At 69.4% G+C, this 16,873-nt stretch carries 19 protein-coding genes and 1 pseudogene; 9 read left to right on the top strand and 11 right to left on the bottom strand.

Annotation, left to right across the window (positions count from 1 at the left end; translation table 11 throughout):
• Window positions 1-42 precede the first annotated feature (42 nt).
• Window positions 43-1,200 carry a bifunctional glutamate N-acetyltransferase/amino-acid acetyltransferase ArgJ gene (gene argJ / locus RIN75_RS09245; protein ID WP_309111400.1) on the top strand — a complete coding sequence of 386 codons (1,158 nt, stop codon included), beginning with the start codon at window positions 43-45 and terminating at the stop codon, window positions 1,198-1,200.
• Between the two features lie 78 nt (window positions 1,201-1,278).
• On the opposite strand, the pseudogene RIN75_RS09250 reads toward argJ, so the two are convergent.
• Window positions 1,279-1,440: pseudogene (locus RIN75_RS09250) on the bottom strand (IS5/IS1182 family transposase); the annotation flags it as partial.
• Between RIN75_RS09250 and RIN75_RS09255 the strand changes: the two are divergent.
• Window positions 1,426-1,644 carry an IS3 family transposase gene (locus tag RIN75_RS09255; RefSeq protein ID WP_375295929.1) on the top strand — a complete coding sequence of 73 codons (219 nt, stop codon included), beginning with the start codon at window positions 1,426-1,428 and terminating at the stop codon, window positions 1,642-1,644. The pseudogene RIN75_RS09250 and the gene RIN75_RS09255 overlap by 15 nt on opposite strands.
• Window positions 1,645-1,884: 240 nt before the next feature.
• On the opposite strand, the gene RIN75_RS09260 is transcribed toward RIN75_RS09255, so the two are convergent.
• The 6 genes from RIN75_RS09260 to RIN75_RS09285 all read right to left on the bottom strand — a co-directional run bounded on the left by RIN75_RS09260 (window position 1,885) and on the right by RIN75_RS09285 (window position 6,681).
• Window positions 1,885-2,415: a CYTH domain-containing protein gene (locus RIN75_RS09260; RefSeq protein WP_309111401.1), complete on the bottom strand. Its 531-nt coding sequence runs from the start codon at window positions 2,413-2,415 to the stop codon at window positions 1,885-1,887.
• 36 nt (window positions 2,416-2,451) lie between these two features.
• A complete protein-coding gene (locus RIN75_RS09265; RefSeq protein ID WP_309111402.1) occupies window positions 2,452-3,093 on the bottom strand; it encodes a hypothetical protein in 642 nt (213 codons plus the stop codon).
• On the bottom strand, window positions 3,090-3,419 hold the full coding sequence (locus RIN75_RS09270; RefSeq protein WP_309111403.1) for a hypothetical protein: 330 nt from the start codon (window positions 3,417-3,419) through the stop codon (window positions 3,090-3,092). The genes RIN75_RS09265 and RIN75_RS09270 overlap by 4 nt, the downstream gene beginning before the upstream one ends.
• Before the next feature lie 268 nt (window positions 3,420-3,687).
• A complete protein-coding gene (locus RIN75_RS09275) occupies window positions 3,688-4,929 on the bottom strand; it encodes a PQQ-dependent sugar dehydrogenase (protein ID WP_309111404.1) in 1,242 nt (413 codons plus the stop codon).
• A 117-nt stretch (window positions 4,930-5,046) separates the two neighbouring features.
• Window positions 5,047-5,706 carry a hypothetical protein gene (locus tag RIN75_RS09280; protein ID WP_309111405.1) on the bottom strand — a complete coding sequence of 220 codons (660 nt, stop codon included), beginning with the start codon at window positions 5,704-5,706 and terminating at the stop codon, window positions 5,047-5,049.
• Window positions 5,707-6,126: 420 nt separating this feature from the next.
• Window positions 6,127-6,681 carry a hypothetical protein gene (locus RIN75_RS09285; protein ID WP_309111406.1) on the bottom strand — a complete coding sequence of 185 codons (555 nt, stop codon included), beginning with the start codon at window positions 6,679-6,681 and terminating at the stop codon, window positions 6,127-6,129.
• A gap of 265 nt (window positions 6,682-6,946) precedes the next feature.
• On the opposite strand from RIN75_RS09285, the gene RIN75_RS09290 reads away from it, so the two are divergent.
• Both RIN75_RS09290 and RIN75_RS09295 read left to right on the top strand, forming a co-directional pair.
• Window positions 6,947-8,866 (top strand): hypothetical protein, encoded by a 1,920-nt coding sequence (locus tag RIN75_RS09290; protein WP_309111407.1) that lies wholly within the window; start codon window positions 6,947-6,949, stop codon window positions 8,864-8,866.
• The gene (locus RIN75_RS09295) at window positions 8,863-9,243 is read left to right on the top strand and encodes a hypothetical protein (RefSeq protein WP_309111408.1); all 381 of its coding nucleotides are present in this window, start codon (window positions 8,863-8,865) and stop codon (window positions 9,241-9,243) included. Before RIN75_RS09290 ends, RIN75_RS09295 begins: the two co-directional genes overlap by 4 nt.
• Window positions 9,244-9,370: 127 nt before the next feature.
• Here the strand turns inward: RIN75_RS09295 and RIN75_RS09300 are convergent, their stop codons facing one another.
• On the bottom strand, window positions 9,371-10,360 hold the full coding sequence (locus RIN75_RS09300; RefSeq protein WP_309111409.1) for an SMP-30/gluconolactonase/LRE family protein: 990 nt from the start codon (window positions 10,358-10,360) through the stop codon (window positions 9,371-9,373).
• 497 nt (window positions 10,361-10,857) lie between these two features.
• Window positions 10,858-11,064, bottom strand: a complete 207-nt coding sequence (locus RIN75_RS09305; RefSeq protein ID WP_309111410.1) for a hypothetical protein — start codon at window positions 11,062-11,064, stop codon at window positions 10,858-10,860.
• 391 nt (window positions 11,065-11,455) lie between these two features.
• On the opposite strand from RIN75_RS09305, the gene RIN75_RS09310 reads away from it, so the two are divergent.
• Window positions 11,456-12,181, top strand: coding sequence for a hypothetical protein (locus RIN75_RS09310; protein WP_309111411.1), 726 nt, complete (start codon window positions 11,456-11,458; stop codon window positions 12,179-12,181).
• On the opposite strand, the gene RIN75_RS09315 is transcribed toward RIN75_RS09310, so the two are convergent.
• Entirely contained in the window at window positions 12,178-12,531 is a 354-nt protein-coding gene (locus RIN75_RS09315; protein ID WP_309111412.1) for an STAS domain-containing protein, read from the bottom strand. The genes RIN75_RS09310 and RIN75_RS09315 overlap by 4 nt on opposite strands.
• 153 nt (window positions 12,532-12,684) lie before the next feature.
• Window positions 12,685-12,858 carry a hypothetical protein gene (locus tag RIN75_RS09320; protein ID WP_309111413.1) on the bottom strand — a complete coding sequence of 58 codons (174 nt, stop codon included), beginning with the start codon at window positions 12,856-12,858 and terminating at the stop codon, window positions 12,685-12,687.
• A 422-nt stretch (window positions 12,859-13,280) separates the two neighbouring features.
• Here RIN75_RS09320 and RIN75_RS09325 point away from each other — a divergent pair, with 422 nt between their 5' ends.
• Genes RIN75_RS09325 through RIN75_RS09340 form a run of 4 tightly spaced genes read left to right on the top strand, consistent with a single transcriptional unit; the run spans window position 13,281 to window position 16,834 of the window.
• Window positions 13,281-13,913: a hypothetical protein gene (locus tag RIN75_RS09325; protein WP_309111414.1), complete on the top strand. Its 633-nt coding sequence runs from the start codon at window positions 13,281-13,283 to the stop codon at window positions 13,911-13,913.
• Entirely contained in the window at window positions 13,913-14,749 is an 837-nt protein-coding gene (locus RIN75_RS09330) for a DUF692 domain-containing protein (protein WP_309111415.1), read from the top strand. The genes RIN75_RS09325 and RIN75_RS09330 overlap by 1 nt, the downstream gene beginning before the upstream one ends.
• Window positions 14,739-15,545 (top strand): putative DNA-binding domain-containing protein, encoded by an 807-nt coding sequence (locus RIN75_RS09335; RefSeq protein WP_309111416.1) that lies wholly within the window; start codon window positions 14,739-14,741, stop codon window positions 15,543-15,545. Before RIN75_RS09330 ends, RIN75_RS09335 begins: the two co-directional genes overlap by 11 nt.
• Entirely contained in the window at window positions 15,542-16,834 is a 1,293-nt protein-coding gene (locus tag RIN75_RS09340) for a ferritin-like protein (protein ID WP_309111417.1), read from the top strand. The genes RIN75_RS09335 and RIN75_RS09340 overlap by 4 nt, the downstream gene beginning before the upstream one ends.
• Window positions 16,835-16,873: the final 39 nt, after the last annotated feature.

Raw genomic sequence — 16,873 nt, forward strand, 5'->3', positions numbered from 1 at the left:
GGCCGTCCAAGCTTCCGCAAGGGTTTTCGAGGAAGGTCGTCGATGTTCGAGCACGTTCCTGCGGGATTTCGGGTGCACACCGACAGCGCACGCATACTCGACGATGATCGGCACGACTTGACGATCATCATCTCCGAGACGCCTGCGATTGCCAGCGCGGTGTTTACCCGGTCTCGATTCGCCGGACCCAGCGTGTTGGTGAGTCGTGAGGCCATGCGCGACCAGGTGGTGCGTGGCGTGGTGGTGCTTGCCCGCAACGCCAATGTGGCAACCGGCTCGCAAGGGCTCGCCAACGCCGTCGAGGTACGCCGACTGGCCGCCGTCGCTGTGGGCGTGCCACAGGAGGAACTGCTGATAGCGTCCACCGGGGTGATTGGTGTGCAGTACCCGATGGCTAGTGTGACCGCCGCGCTAGGTAGGGTGCCGCGGCCCCTGGGCGGCTCCGACTTTGGCGCCGCGGCACGCGCGATCATGACGACCGACATCCGACCGAAGGTCTTCAGCCGCCGATGCGGCACTGCCTCGCTCGTCGGCATCGCCAAGGGGATCGGCATGATCGAACCGGATATGGCGACGATGCTGGCGTTCTTCTGCACCGACGCAGCCATTCCGGCCCCAGACCTGGATCGGATGTTCCGTGCGACGATCGCCACGACGTTCAACGCGGTGAGCATCGACACCGACACCTCGACCAGTGACACCGCCGCCATCTTCGCCAACGGCCAGGCCGGTCCTGTCGACTTCGACGACTTCGAGGCGCAACTGCATGCCGTAGCGCTGCATTTGACCCGCGAGATCGCCAGGGACGGCGAGGGCGCCAGCAAACTTATCGAGGTTCAGGTCACCGGAGCTCGCGACGACCAACAGGCCAAGCGCGTAGGCAAGGCCGTCGTCAACTCACCACTGGTGAAGACTGCCGTCCACGGCAGCGATCCCAACTGGGGCCGGATCGTCATGGCCATCGGAAAATGCCAGGACGACGAGGACATCGACCCGGACAAAGTGAGCATCGCCTTGGGCGACCTGGAAGTCTATCCTGCAACCCCTACCGCTGACGACCTCGCCGTGCTGGCCGACGAAATGCGCGGAGATACTGTCCACATCAACATCGCGCTTGGCGTAGCCACCGGCCGTTTCACCGTCTACGGCTGTGACCTGACCGAGGGCTACGTCCGTCTTAACTCCGCTTACACCACGTGATCTAAGGTCGACTCTGTCGGTGATCTTGGAATGGCTGGCGTGTCGTGGAGGGTGACTGATCGGTAACAGCGAACCTTTTCATCCTGCGGTGGTCTCGTAGTTCTGGAGGACGTGGATGGCTTTGGCAAGGCGGCTGGCGCGGTAGGGGCAGATCCGTAGTTTGCGCAGGACGCGCCAGGTCTTGAGTTGGGAGTTGGCGCGTTCGCCGGGTCTGCGGAGTCGGGCGTGGGCTCGGTTGGCGCGGTCGCGGAGTCGTTTTTCGCCACCATCAAGACCGAGCTGCTCGACCGACAGCCCTGGCCCACCAGGACCATGGCGCACAAGGCGATCTTCGAGTACATCGAGGGCTGGTTCAATACCCGTCGCCTGCACTCCAGCCTCGGCTACCTCAGCCCCGCCGCCTACGAAGCAACCCGCCACCACCAGCTGGAACAGGTAGCCTGACCACACCTCATCGACCCTGTCCGTCAAAACGGGTCTCGCCAGAGCCGGGTGCCGGTCAACTTGCCGTCGTGATCGATGTCGGGCAGCGGGCGGAAGCCTGCGGCGTGGAGGCGTCGGCTCAGCTCTTGGGCTGCTTGCGCGGGCATGGCGCTCACGGCTGGTGGGTGTGCGGGGGCCGCACACCCGCAGAGCTGATCGGCGGTTCGCGGGCGTGCGGACGCGGTGGACGGGTGGCGATGGTCAGAAGCGCAGTTCGGGGATGGTGTTGAGGTCGATGCCGTAGCGGGCGTAGATCTTGATGGTGTTTTCTCCGGTCAGGTCGGCTTCGGTGTGGCCGAGCAGTCCGGCGACCCTGATCACCTCGTCCTTGGACCCGGCTTCGATCTCCAGGTACGGGGGGATCTGGGGCCAGGTGTCGATCTCGACCTGTGCGCCGTCGAGGATGAAGCTGGTGCGCTTGGTTTCCTGGTAGGACTTCGCGGTGAAGCCGAGCACGTTCAGCAGGGCGTTGGTGGCGGTGAAGTCGTCGACGCCCACTTCGATCTCGTGGGTGCCGTCGATGGCGTCGCTGGTGATCTGCTTGACGGTCAGCGTGGTCTCGTCGCCGGTGTCGCGGAGCCTGATCCACTTGGACTGGTCGCCGGGGGTGATGTCGTAGACGTAGCGGCGCATGAACCGTTCGCCGAGCTTCTGTCCGCCCTTGTCCAGGATCAGCCGTTGCATGGTGTCGGGGTCGATGTCGAGGATCTTGGCTTCGTGCTCGATGGGCACCGCGGGGCTCCTTCCGATGGTGATCAGTGGTGGACGTTATCCGGCGAGGCGGGCGGTGAGCCGCTGGTAGTCGGCTTCGCGGAGGGCGAGGATCTCGGAGCGTTTCGGGCTGGTCACGAACTCGCCCAGCGGCATGCACGGGTCCATGCGTTGGATGCACACGCCGACCTGGTGGCGGCCGGTGCGGTCGTAGTGGAGCCGCACGCCGTAGAAGCCTTCCTGGCAGTCGGTGTCGTTGTTGAGCTGGCACCCGGCGCACGTGTCGGGCAGCCGCACGGGCCGGATCTGCTTGAAGAACACCCGCCGTCCGTCCGGCAGCCGGTAGGCGGTGCGTGCGCCGGACACACCAGCGGTGATGTAGTGGGATTCGGCGACCGCGCCGCGCTCGGAGAGGATGCGTTCGATGGCCTCGATCGAGACCGCGCCGTGGTCCAGCGAGTTGAGCAGCCGAACCGACAGGTAGGGCGAGTATTCGTCCAGCAGGCGGTGCACGCGCGGGGCGTGGCTGTGGTCGAGTACCACGATGTTGGCGCTCGCCTTGATCCCGTGGGCCTCGCATTCGGCGATCGAGCGTTTCAGGGCGTCGATCTTGCGCTGTGCGCGGTCGGGGTCGCGGTAGCGGGCGTGCTGGACCTCGGCGAGTTCGGCGGCTGTGGTGCCGAAGACGGAGAAGTTCACCCCTGTCGAGCCCGGGCGGCGGCGCAGTCGGCGAGTACCCGTTCGCCGCGCTCACCGTTGGAGGTCATCCCGACCCGGAACCCGGCGTCCACCGCGATCTTGGTCAGCCGCGCCGCGGCGGGATGGAACGTCGGCTCGCCACCGGTCAGATGTAGCCCGGCGAGGTCCAGGGCGTTGCCCAACTTGGTCAGCGCCTCGCCGAACTGCTCGTTGTCGGGGACTGCGGCGGGCAGGAATGCCGCGCCGTTGGTGGCCGCGTAGATCGACACGCGCCCGCTGGGGCCGGCGGTGGTGAAGTCGCCGAGCGGCCGGCGGCGGTTGTCCACGGGCAGCAGCCGACACAGGCGAACACCTGGGAACCGGTCACCGACCGGCCCACCGGCACATGCGGGACACGGACACGCAGGAAGTTAGCTCCACATGCCACGCAGGCCAGCCCATGGGCCTGCGACAGCGACAACCCGATGCCGAAAGTCTGCTCGTCGACATGAGCGGATGTTGGGCTACTTGCGCGCGTCGCGTCAGAGCCGGGGACGGATGCGCCTGGGCGCGTCCGTCCCCGGCGCTCGTGCGATGCCGGTTACCCCTGGGAATTCAGCGGATCGCCATCCCGACACCTGAGGTTGGCCGGATCCACTCGAACCGCACTCGGTTCAGCCAACCCGGGAGGTCGCTGAGCACGTAGAGTTCGCCGTGCACGTCGGTGCCGATCGCGGTCGGCTGGGTGGGGAAGTTGCCGATCACGGCGGAGTCGTAGCCGCCGCCGGTCTTGGGGCGCACGGCGAACACGCGGGTGGAGCAGTAGTCGCTCGCGACGTAGGTCCCCCACGCTTGGGGAGTCCGGAACCCCCGGTACACGACGCCGCCGGTCACCGAGCAGTTGCCGTTGTAGTGGTCGTACTCGAAGACCGGGTCGGTGTAGCGCCCGTCCGGTCGGCACTGCTGCGGGTCGAAGACCGGGGTGCCCTCGCGGCAGGACCAGCCGAGGTTCGCCCCGCCCTGCCACGGGCGGATGTGGTTGATCTCCTCGACCAGGCCCTGGCCGACGTCGCCGATCCACAGCGAGCCGTCGACCGGGTCGACGGAGAACCGCCACGGGTTGCGCAGTCCGTAGAGCCAGATCTCCGGCCGCGCGCCCGGCACGTTGACGAACGGGTTGGTGGAGGGCACGCAGTAGGGCTTGGGCCCGCAGGTGCGGTTGACGTCGATCCGCACGATCTTGCCGAGCAGGGTGCCGAGGTTCTGGCCGGACTTGAACGGGTCGAACGCGCCGCCGCCGTCGCCGAGGGACCAGTAGAGGTAGCCGTCGCGGCCGAACGCCACCTGCCCGCCGTTGTGGTTGCCGTACTCGGCGTGTTCCTGGGTGAGCAGCACCTGCAACCGCCCGGGAGCGCCGATGGGCACCCGCGCCAGGGTCAGCTCGCCCGCCGGCAGGCTCGTGTAGGCCACGTAGAGGATCCCGGTCCGGGCGAAGTTCGGCGCGGGCGTGATGCCGAGCAGGCCGCGCTCGTTGTCCGACGTGTCGACCCGGTCGGTCAGGTCGAGCACCGGCTCGGCCGCCAGGCCGGTGTCGGGGCGGTAGGCGCGGACGGTGCCGTCCTTCTCCGCGATCAGCATCCGGCCGTCGGGCAGCCCGGTGATCGCGACCGGACGCCGCAGACCGGACGCCACCTGTTCGGACACCACGGTCAGCTCGGTGAGCGGCACCGCGCGGGTGTGGGACGTGCCGGCCGGGGCGGCGCTGCTCGCCGATAACGGCGGTAGCAGCAACGCGGTTAAGGCCGGGACAAGCAAGCAGGCCAGCAGGGCGGCCGGGCGACTACGTCGTCGCAACATGTGTGGGCTCCTCGAGCAGGGTGTGGGGGACACGTTCTGGGAGCGCTCCCAACCTACCGCGACGCCTCAGCGACATCCAGCCGCAGTCTCGCCTCGCCCGATCACGAGCAACGTCGATCACAGACCCGGAGGCTCAGTGGGCACCCACCCCGTCCCGCTGGTCGTGAATCCCATCGCCTGGTAAGCCGTTCCACCGTCAGCAGCCTGCGGGTTGACGACACTGATCACGCTGTGCCACGCCACGACCTCCGTCAATCGCCGGAAGTCGCCTCCGGTCCTGGGCTTGCCCTCCACCCAACCCGTGAAGTTCTGCACCGCGTGGATCCAGGTGTGCCCGAGATGGCCGAGCACCGACGGACCGGGGCTGTCGTCGTAGACGACCGCGGTGTCCGTCACCCGCTGGCTCTCGGGCTGGGGGTCGTCAGGCCCGGCTCCGTTCCCGCGGGAACGCGTCTGCCACGGCGAACCCAGCGGCGGACCGGTCTTGAAGTAGACGGCTTCGGGTCCGGACCACTGCCGGGGGCGGAGGACCGAGTACCGCGACCTGGCGCCGGGTTCGAGGTCGAAAACGATCTCCACCCCGTTCACGTAGTACGGTCCTGAACTCCGAAAACCCAGGGCTCGCCCCAACAGGCTGGTTCCGGAGTTCAGGAAGCGGCCCGCCCCGACCCCGGTGCCCCGGGACGACGAACCCGCGTCCCGGTTCTGCCGCTGCACCGACGCGACGACCGCCGAATTGCCGGCCATCCGCTGGAGGCGGAGGAATCCGCTCTCCACCGGGGCAAGACGGGTGGGTGCCGGCGGGCGGTTCCTTCCCGCGTCGGCCTGAGGTGGGGTTTTGTCACGGAACATGAGCGCACACCGGATTCGCTGATCTGCTGGACGATCGGGCGGCGATCGGCCACTGCCGTCGCAGCGTACGTCGACCGGGAATCGATCGTGAACGTCCACAGGTGCTGCCGGGATTGCCCGCGTATCCGCACGCAGGGGCAAAGTGGCTGCACCGGATCTGCATCGCCGTCGCACCGGCCGGTGTGAGGGTGCTCGCCGCAGGAATCCCTCGACCTGAAGCGAGCAACCACATGGAGCACGATCCGGGGACGAAGTCATGACCGGCAAGCGGGCGACGATGCGGAAGGCAGCGCTGTACGCCGCGTCGGGCGGTTTGCTGACGTTGGCCTTCGGCGCGCTCGGGGCTCAGGAGGCGGAAGCGGCGCCGAAGTCCAAGCCCCACGGCACCTCACGTCCCGCCGCCGCGAAACCCAAACCGAACGCGAAACCCAAGCCGGCCCCGAGGAAAGCCGCCCCGAAGAAGGCTGCCCCGAAAAAGGCGGTTCCGAAGAAGGCGGTTCCGAAGAAGGCCGGGCCGAAGAAGGCGGTGGCACCGAAGAAGGCACCGGCCAAGGCGACGAAGCCCGCCGCCAAGCCGAAGCCGCGGCCGGTCGCCAAGCCCAAACCCGCGCCCAAGCCGAGGGCTGTGCCGAAGCCCGCGCCCAAGCCGAGGGCCGTCCCCAAGCCCGCGCCCAAGCCGAAAGCCGTGCCCAAGCCCAAGCTCGCGCCCACACCGAGGCCTGCGCCCAAACCGAAGGCCGGCCCCAAGGCGAAGGCCGCACCGACACCAAGGCTGGCGCCGAAGCCGAAGGCCGTGCCCAAGCCCGCACCCGGCGCCAAGCCGAGGCCGGCACCCAGGCCCAAGATGGTTCCGAAGCCGCCCGCGCCACCCCCGCGCACCGCGCACAAGCCGCCGAACACCGCCGCACTCCCCACGGGAGGCCCGCGTGACGAAGCCGTCCGTCGCCGAACGCTCAAAACCAACCCCAAACCCCTAGCGGCACAGCGACCACAGCCACCCGCGAACCCGAAGACACGCACGCCGCAGAAGCTGCCGAACACCACCGCACTCCCCACCGGCGGCCCGCGCGACGAAGCCATGCGTCGCCGAGCACTCAAAACCACACCCAAACCCCCAGCGGCACAACAAGTACCGCCTCCGCCCACCCACCCGAAGCCGCGCGCCATGCCCCAGTCGCTGAGGCTGGCGGAAGCGGCGGCGCAGAAGGAGTCGCAGACCGCTCGCGAGTACGCCAAGCGCCGCGAGGCCATGGAGGAACTCGTCCGGACCGCACCCGCCCGCCAGGCCTATGCCGAGGCACAACGCGGTGGCGCGCCGGGCACGGCCGCCCGACGGGCCGAGCGGGACCTGCAGTTGCGGATCGCCCAGGGCCAGGTCGACTACCACGACGCCATCATGGGCAAGAAGGTGGGCGAGCGGGACGCCCAGGTCGTCGAGAAGGTGGACGACAAGCGCACCCGCGTCACCAACGCGCGCACCGGCCAGTCGGCCGTCCTGGACATGCCGCTCAGCGGCTACCTGCACCCGACGTCCAAGTCGGTCGAGGCCGACATGAACACGGTGGTCAACGGCGAGCCCACCAAGGTGCGCCAGACGGTGAAGGTCGACGAGTGGCGCAAGCCCAAGGACCCCCGGTACGCCAACATGTCGGTCGGCGCGACCGCGGACGGCCGGACCGTCACCGTGTCACCCGGGAACCTCCCCAAGGAGGTCAAGGAACGCCTGCGCGACAGCCGCATGCTCGGCCCTGAGGAGGGCAAGGCGACCGGGGACGGCCGGACGGTCACCGTCTTCCAGCCCAAGCAGCGGATCGAGCACAACGCCGAAGACCTCGGCAAGCAGTGGAAGGAGTCGGTCAAGGACGGCAAGGTGCGGCCGGGTGAACTCGGCCAGGCGCTCGCCGGCACGGCCGCCATCGGCACCGACTTCTTCGTCGGGATGGGGCAGTCCAACGTCTACGGCACCGGCAAGGACTGCCTGGGCGGCGGCAAGAACTGCGGCGACTTCGCGACCGAGGCCGGGCTCGCGGCGGTCAGCGCCACGCCCCTGAAGGGAGCGGGCCTGGCGCGCAACGCCGTCTCCGGCGCGGCCCGCGGCGGGTCCGCCGTCGCCCGCGCCGAGCAGGCCGCGGAGAAGGCCGCGCGGGTGGGCAGGTCCTCCTCGCCACGACCCCGGGAAGCAGCCGGCACACCCACCCGGGCGACGGCGGAGGCCCCACGGCCGCCGGTCCGGGAAACGGCCGAAGCACCACGCGTCCCGGCGTTGGTCGGGGCACCGGCACGAGCATCGGTCGCAACGCCACGACCACCCACACGGCCGACAGTCGAAACACCGCGTCCAACGGTGGAAACACCGCGGCCGACGGTCGGATCGCCGCGGCCGACAGTCGGAACACCGCGACCGCCGGTGCGGGAGGCGCCACAAGCGTCGCGTCCCTCCGGCGGGCACCGCCCGGTCGTCCGCCGGGCCCCGGAAATCGCCGCCCTCGGAATCGCCGGCGCCACCCAGCTGCCGGGCCAACCGGAAGCCCCCCGAGCGCCCGGCGCAACCCCGGACGGGGAACCGCCCACCACCCGCGAGGGCGAGCCGAGGTTCGTCGACCCGGCCAACCCCGACACCCTGGCCGACCCCGAGGGCCCCGAAGCACCACGCCAACCACCCGCCACCGGCGACAGCCCGATCATCCCCGAACACCCCACCGGACCGGACCGGCCGGGCACCTCCCACGACTCGGCGGACGGACAACCGGACCCCGAAGCGCAACCGACGCTGGACGAGGTGATCCCCGACGGCGCGCTGGACAAGATCCCCGACCACTGGCCACCCCCGACCGACACGAGGAAGGAGGGCGAGGGGATACGGTTCTTCGGGCCCAACAGGAACCGTGAGGGAGTCAGGATCGACAACGCCGTGCCCAATTCGCCCTACCCGTCGCAGCGGGTGCCCCACGTCGTCGTCCGCGACGGTGGGCGGGTCATCGGCCGGGACGGCAAGCCGATCTCGGGTTCGATCAAGGACGACTACTGGAACGCACACATTCCCCTGAGCGAGTGGATCACGTGGTCGCAATGGAACAAGCCATGAGCGGTGTGGAGTACCCGGAGATGCGTGCCGAGGTCATCGAGGCGGTCCGGGCGCTGTCGGACCTGGAGCACCAGCGACGCGTGTGGGTGCGCCGGGAACTGCCGCACCCGGACTACCACGACGACTTCGCCCTCAACCTCAACGTCCTCTACGACGACACGAGCGTCCTGGAGGACCCGGCTGCCGCGATCGGCGACGTCCTGCGGGACGACCGCGAAGCCCGTGCGCTCGCTCCCCTCCGGGACAGCCTGGAGGACCTGCTCGCCAAGCACCCCCACCTGACCGACGAGCAGTACCTGGACACACCGGAGTGGCCGACCGTCCTGGCCACGGCCGCCGCGGCACTGGCGGTGCTCACCCGACCCGACGAAGCCTGAGCAACGCCGGCCGCCTCCTGCCGGAGGAGGCGGCCGGCGTGGTCGGCCGCGCAGCAGCTGCCCTTGCACATCGCCGCCCGCGCCGTCGTCCTCATGTCTCGGGTGCTGTATCCGCGTCCCGTCTGCGTCAGTAGGGGTTGCCGGGCACGTTGAGGCGCACCTGGTAGAGCCCGAACGCGCCGGGGGTGCCGGAGGTGATGTACAGGGTTCGCCCGTCCGGGCCGCCGAACGCCGCGTTGGTCGTGTTGCGGCCGGCGGAAATGGTGCCCAGTGGGGTGCCTGAGGGGGAGAAGACGCGGATCAACCCCTCGTCGTAGGAGGCCCAGTACACGTTGCCCGCGCAGTCGACGGTCGCACCGTCGGGTGTCCGCATGGTCGCGAACGTGGTGCGGTTGCCGGTGCTGCCGTCCGGGTTGACGGGGTACTTCATGATCGCGTTGTTGCCGGTGGCGCCGACGTACAGCGTGGTGCCGTCCGGGGAGAGGACGATGCCGTTGGGCTGGGAAAGCCCGTAGTCGACGAGGCTCACAACGCCGTCGCGGACCCGGAAGACGCCGGTTCGGCCGCCTTGTTCGTCGGCGCGGTTGCCGCGCTGGTAGGTGGGGTCGGTGAAGTAGGTGGTGCCGTCGGCGCGGATGGTGAGGTCGTTGGGGGAGTTGAACGCCCGGCCGAGGTGGTTGGCGGCGATGGTGGTGCGGCTGCGGTCGGTCGTGGAGTAGGACGAGACGGTGCGGTTGTCGTGGGTCGCGGCGAGCAGCCGGGTGCCGTCCGGGGTGATCGCGAGGCCGTTGCTGCCCGAGTTGGGGATGAACGTGTCGAATGTGGACGGTGGCGTGAACCGGACCACTGTGGACGGTTGCACGCCCTGCGGGCCGGTGGGGCTCTGCATGTTCGACAGCAGCAGGGTGCCCGTTCGCTGGTCCCAGGTCGGACCTTCGAGGAAGTTGAAGCCGCCTCGGACGAGCTGGGCGGTGACGGTGGGGGATGGCAGCGGTGGGCCGTAGGTTGCTCCTGGTGTGCACGCCGAGGCCGTCGTGGCGGCGGTGGCCGTCGGTGAGAGCGTGCCGGCGATGGCGATCGCGACGGCCGTGAGCGCCCGTGTCCTGCGGTGAGTCATGGAGACTTCCTTCCTGATCGGGACGGCCGACTCCCCGACCTTGAGGATGCGTTTCGCCATTCGACGGCGCGCAGCCGCCCGTAGGTGCCGGGGAGGTACTGCTGCACGTTCGTCAGGCTGTCACCGGACATCTCGGCCGGGTGCAGGAGTGTGCCGCGCAGGCAGACGATGTGGAGGACGTCGCGGACCACAACGACGCCGCTGCACGAGCCCCTCGGCGATGGGGAAGATGCGCTCGGGTGCGACGAAACCGCCGCAGGTCCCGGTGGTGCCCTCGCGGAGCGACCGGCCGTGGTCGCGGCCGATCAGGTTCGGTCGTCTGCTGCGCACGTGGTGCCATGCTTCGCCTCCTTGCGAGCAGGGTGCGTGGCGGCGCGGTCTCGACGACGTGGGAGCGGTCCCAGAACGGACCGTAGCGCAACCGGTTCGACCCCGACAAGGGACAACCAGCGGGACCGGCCCCACGGCCTGACCGGTGGACCGGGAGCGTCCTCTGCCTAGAGGGTGGTGTGGCGACCCGGTGCCGGTGTGGTGCGGATGCCTAAGCGAGCGGCCAGTTCGTCGTGGATCGGCGTGGTGCAGGAGGGTTCCGTCGTCGCGGTGCCGAGCGCCGAGGTCTTGGCGTCGGTGTCGTCGACGATCTCGACAGCCGCGCGTGCTTCGGCGTCCGCAGGCTGATCTGCGGAGCGGGAGTTGCCTGCCATCGTGTCGCGGTGCCCTCCGTCTGGACGATCGGATCTGGTCGGTCCGTGTCGCCGGCCATGGTGGCACTGCGGATGCGGCGTCACGTCCGCCTGCTCGGCAGCTGGTCCCGCGCTTGACTCGAAAGTGTGAACACTTCGTGGTTCGATTAGGTGATGGCCGGTCGAGGTTGGCCTGGGGCAGCGGGAACACGGTGGGCTGCTCGGCGGCTGGGCGGCGTGCTCCGGCGGTAACAGACGGCTTGCTGCGCTCGAATGACGTGACACGTCATGTCCCGTGCCGGTGCCCATGGCGGCGATCCTCGGGGTCGTCTGGGTCGTGAAGGGTCGGTATCGCAGCCGTGTCGGCGGTGACCGGACGCGCCGGACCACGACGTGGTGGATGGTTGGCGCGGTGATCAGGTTGGGGCTCGACGTGCTGGAAAGCGTCGTGTTCCGGCGCCGGTCCGGTTTCGAGGCGAGCACGCTGTGGTTCGACCTCGCTGTCGCGCCGTTCTACGTCGCGGCGCTCGCCATGGTGTTCTGCGGTCCGGTGCCGACGTCGGCCGGGGTGGCGCACCTCAAGGCGGGCCGGTCCTCATGCCTTCGAGCCTTCCGGGACAACCATCGATCTGCGGACGACGCGGCCGGCTCGCACAATGTCGTCGTGCGTGTGAACGCAGCCGTCCGCGACTCGCGACATCACGGCCGCCGATTCCCCTGGATGATCGAATCCTGCGAAGACGGCCGTTCCTGGGCCCAGCCACGCCACCCCGTTGCCCGGCTGGCGCGCAGCGGCGGGATCGAGTACGCGGCCACGGCCGAGTGCCTCGCTGTCGACGTGCTGGTCAGGTACATCGCCGCCGAACACCGCGAGAACCCCGAGCACCTGCTCCGCCGTTGGCTGCGCGCGACCGTCTGGGACCTCGACCTGGCCACCTCCACCAACCCGGCCCAGCCACCGTACGACCCGCCGGACCGGGCCGGCATCGCGCCCCACCGCTACGGCCAGTACCTCGCCGTCCACCACGCCGAACCGGTCGCCGTCGTGATCCGCACCCCGCACCAGGTCCGCGCCGTGGTTCGGCATATCGCCGAACACCCTGGTGCCACGCTGACGATCCGCGAACGGCCTGGCTAGGCGACGGCGTCTTCCAGGCCCCGGTGGATGGTGATCACCTGGTCCACCTGGGTGATTTGGAGCGGCCGCAGGACGGCGCGGTGGTCGGCGACGACGGCGAACTCGACGCCGCGGCGCTGTGCTTCGAGGTGGATCTCCAGAAGTGCCGCGATGCCCAGGGAACCCAGCAGCCGTACCCTGGTGAGGTCGGCGACGAGGACGGCCGGGCGCTCGTCCAGCCGAGCCGTCAGCTCCGCGCGCAGGGTCTCCACGCTGGTGACGTCCAGGTCGCCGGCGACGTGGGCGACCGTCGCGCCGGGCAGGTCGGTGCTCACGACCACGACGCTGGTACGGGGATCGTGGTCGGTCACGATGCGTTCCTCCTCCCGCCGGCCACCTCGCCCTGCCGCACGCACGTCGACGGGCGGTGGTGTGTGGGGTGGATCGCGTGGAATCGATTTGGCGTTACTCCGGCCGGATGTCACGGAGAACGTCGGCCGAGCCGAGCAGGTCATGGGGGAGCATCACCGGTTCGCCGTCCAGAGGGGTGTCCCGTAGCGGACCGCGTCGGCGGTGGGGACGCCCAGGTGGATCTCGACCGGTCCCTCGGCGGTCACCGGTTGCGGCGGGATCGCCATGGACGGGGTGGCGGCCCGGGTCGCGGCGGCGGTGTCGGGACCAGGGGCGCCTGGCCCCAACCGTGGTCCATGGCAACCACCTCCTGGTTTGACGGTGCAGGGGGATCCGCAGTGGGTGTCGCAGAAGTCCCACCGGACCCGGGACCCGCCGTTGCGCTAGTACGAAGTGGACAGTCCATTGAGGTCGATGGCGACGGTCGTGTCGGTGGAGGTGCCGGTTCGGCCATATCCATCTCCCGAAGACCAGGGAAGACCAGAGTCCCCACCAAAGCCAGGCCGGTTCAGCAACTGAACGTGACGCCGCCGGCCTCGTATTGATGACGTCCACTCCCCGAACAGGGATTCATGCGGCAGGCGGCCACAACGGCGGTGTAGAAGAGGTTGGGCCGGTCCTGCTCGGGGGAACCGGTGGCGCTCCGCTGGGGAAGGTGGTTGCGAAGATGGGCAGTACGGACGATCAACGTGACGGTGACCATGACGGGATGTCGGCGGAACAGGCGGCGCTGTTCCTGACCGGAGGGCCGGTGGGTCGGGAACTGCGGGAGGGGAGCCACGAGGCGGGTGGCCCGCGGGAGGGTCTGACCACGACCGCGACCGCGCCGGTGCTCGAGTTGCACGTGTGCCGGGGGTTGAACTCCTGCAAGGCGCATGACGAGTCCGGGAAGGCGAAGCTGCCCGGAGAGGGCACCTGTGCCACGGCGCTGCACGTCTGCCACGGCGACAACCAGTGCCGGGGGCAGGGCGGGTGCGGTTACGCCGGCAGTGAGTTCGAGCAGACCAAGCCGGGCGAGCAGTCGTGCAGCGCCAACGGCAGTTGCGCGAGCCCGATCAACGAGTGCCGGGTGGCGTCGGCGGGTCCGTTCAAGGGCACGAGCGTGTGGAAGTTGGCGCGCACGCGGTTCGAGGCGCGGATGTGGGATGCCGGCATCGCGTTCGGCCCGGCGCCCGGCGAGGGCTATCCGAACGACAAGGTGCCGCCGTACGAGACGGATCGCGCGCAGCTCTTCGCCCTGCTGAACGCGAGGCCGATCGTGACCCCGCGGGTCGAGGAGGGGCAGCGGGCCGAGGAGCCCGAGCAGGTGGTCGAGCTGCCGCGTTACGTGGGCCGCGTCTGATGTCGGCACTCGACCGGCTCGGCCCGCGGGACCTGGGCTTCGGCGTCGGCCTGCGCTCGCAGCACGCCGACCAGGTGCTCCGGGGGCCGTCCGGGGTGGACTGGTTCGAGGTCGTCACGGAGAACGTCCTGGACAACGGCGGTTACGCCCGGTACCTGCTCGACCAGGTCGCCGAGCGGTTTCCCGTGGTGTTGCACGGTGTGTCGCTGTCGATCGGGAGCACCGATCCGCTCGACCTGGACTACCTGCGACGGGTAAGGCGGCTGGCCACCGGTGTGGGCGCCGTGTGGGTGTCGGACCACCTGTGCTGGACCGGGGTTCTCGGGTTGAACACGCACGAGCTGCTGCCCCTGCCGCTGACCGAGGAGTCGTTGCGCCACGTCGTGCGCAGGGTCCGGGTCGCGCAGGACGTGCTGGAGCGTCCGCTGGTCCTCGAGAACCCCAGCACGTACCTCGGCTTCACGGAGTCGACCGTGCCGGAGTGCGAGTTCCTCGCCCGGTTGGCGGAGGAGGCCGGCTGCGGGTTGCTGCTGGACGTGAACAACGTCTACGTGTCGGCGGTCAACCACGAGTTCGACCCGTACGACTACGTCCGGGCGCTGCCGCCCGACCGGATCGCGTACCTGCACCTCGCTGGGCACACCGACCGCGGCACGCACCTGATCGACACGCACGACCAGCCGGTGGCCGATCCGGTGTGGGACCTGTACGAGTTCACGACCGGCCTGCTGCCGTCGGTGTCGGTGCTGATCGAGTGGGACGACCGGATTCCGCCGTTCCCGGTCCTGACCGCCGAGCTGGACAAGGCGCGGGAGCGGACGGCCCGTGTCGGCTGAGCGGTTGCGCCGGCTCCAGAGCTGGTTGCAGGGCGCGATCCTGGGCCCGCCGGACGCCGGTGAGCCGGCGGACGTGGTGGTGGGGACGGCACGGCTGTCCGCGGCGCGGCGGCTGGCGATCTACCAGCACGGTTACCGCTCCAGGCTGGTCAACTGCCTGAACGCGCAGTACCCGGTCGCCCGGCACCTGCTCGGCGCGGAGTTGTTCGAGGAGTTCGCCCGGGAGTACCTGCGGGCCCGCCCTTCGCGCAGCTACACGTTGGAGGCGCTCGGCGCGGGGTTCGCCGACCACTTGGCCGCCGGTCGTCCGGACCTGGCCTCGGGGGAGCGGGAGCCGTGGATCGACCTGCTGCTCGACGTCGTCCGGTTCGAGCGGGCCTTCACCGAGGCGCACGCCGCGGCCGGCGCGGAGTTCGGCGAACCGCCACCGGTCGCGCCGGAGTTCGGTGACCCGAGGTGGGCGGACACCGCGGTGTCCACTGTGGAGTGCCTGCGGCTGGTTCGGGCGGGTTTCCCGGTGCACACCTTCGCGGTCGCGGTGCGTGCCGGTCAGGATCCGCCGCTGCCCCGGCCGGGTGAGGTCCGGTTGGCGTTGGCGCGCACCGACTTCGTGGTGACGGTGGCCGAACTGGACGAACCCCGCTACCGGCTGCTGGCGGCGCTGCGGGCCGGCACGCCCCTGGGCCGGGCCGGTCGCGACGCCGGGTTGACCCCGCAGGAGGCCGACGCGTGCCTGCGCACCTGGATCGCCGATCGACTGATCGTCGGAATCAACGGAAGGACTCCCCACCGATGACCACCACCCACACCGCCGTGCCCAGGGGGTACCGGTCCCCCACGGCCGACAAACCGATCGACTCCGTCGACTCGCTGTTTTCGCACCTCTACGACGCGGCCCGGCTGGAGCTGTCGACCATCCCGCTGTACCTGTACGCCGCGTACTCGATCAAGACGGACAACGTGTCGCAGTGGTCGGCGGGACCGGGCGCCTTCCGGCTGATCAAGAGCATCGTGGTCGAGGAGATGCTGCACCTGTCCCTGGTGCGCAACCTGATCGTGGCCATCGGGCGCGGCGACGACATCAAGTTCCAGAACGCGGATTTCGTTCCGAAGTTCCCTTCACCGATGTTGCACCGGGTGCCGAAGCTCGAGCTCAAGTTGTCCCGGCTGACCACGGACCTGGTTCGGGACGTCTTCATGCCGCTGGAACTCCCGGCGAAGGTGGGCGCGCCGGAGGAGCCGGGCAAGCACTACCAGACGATCGGCCAGTTCTACAAGGCGATCTTCGACGGTTTCCAGCGGCTGTGCGGTATCGATCCCGTGGTGCCCTCCCGACGGGATCCGCGGCGGGAGCGAGAGCTGGAGCTGGAGCTGTTCAAGCACAACCGGCTGGACCTGCAGTACACCAACACGTACTGGAACGAGGGCGGCGGGGGCGCGCCGATCATCGTGAACGACCTGTATTCGGCGCTCACCGCGATCAACGTGATCGTGGAGCAGGGCGAGGGCATGGACCCGGACCAGCAGGTGGTGCCGATCGACCCGGCGGATCCGAAGGAGGGCATGACGACGGGTCTGTTCGAGGCTCCGCACTACGTGAAGTTCAAGCGCATCGCCGACGGCTGGGAACCGATCGGCGAGGTCTACCACGTGCCGGAGAACCCGCGCGTGGCCGATTACCCCGAGGGGCCCGTCCGCGACCTCGGACAGTTGGCGTGCGCCGCCTACACCTACGTGCTCGCGCTTTTGGACGAGCTCTACAACACCTCGGGGATGGACGTGAAGCCGGGCGCGAGGAGCCCGCGTTACGGGTTGGAGCGCGTGTTCGTCGCGGCGATGCAGGGTCTGCTGTTCGGGGTGGTCAAGGAGTTGGTCCGCACGCCGATCACCGAGGGGCCGCACCGCACGTTGCACGCCGCGCCGACGTTCGAGTACTACGAATTCCCTGAGGACGTGCCGATGACCCAGCACCTGAAGGAGCTGTGCGAGCTCGTGCTGCCGCACTACCCGGCGCTCGGCGGGGACAACGGCGTCCTGTGGCTGATCAGCGAGCAGATGCCGAAGGACCTCGGCACCCGCCATTAGGAACGGGGTGACCCGGCCGGCCCGCGGTGGGGCGTTCCC

The sequence above is a fragment of the Saccharothrix sp. genome, from assembly GCF_031180885.1.
Lineage (GTDB): Bacteria > Actinomycetota > Actinomycetes > Mycobacteriales > Pseudonocardiaceae > Actinosynnema.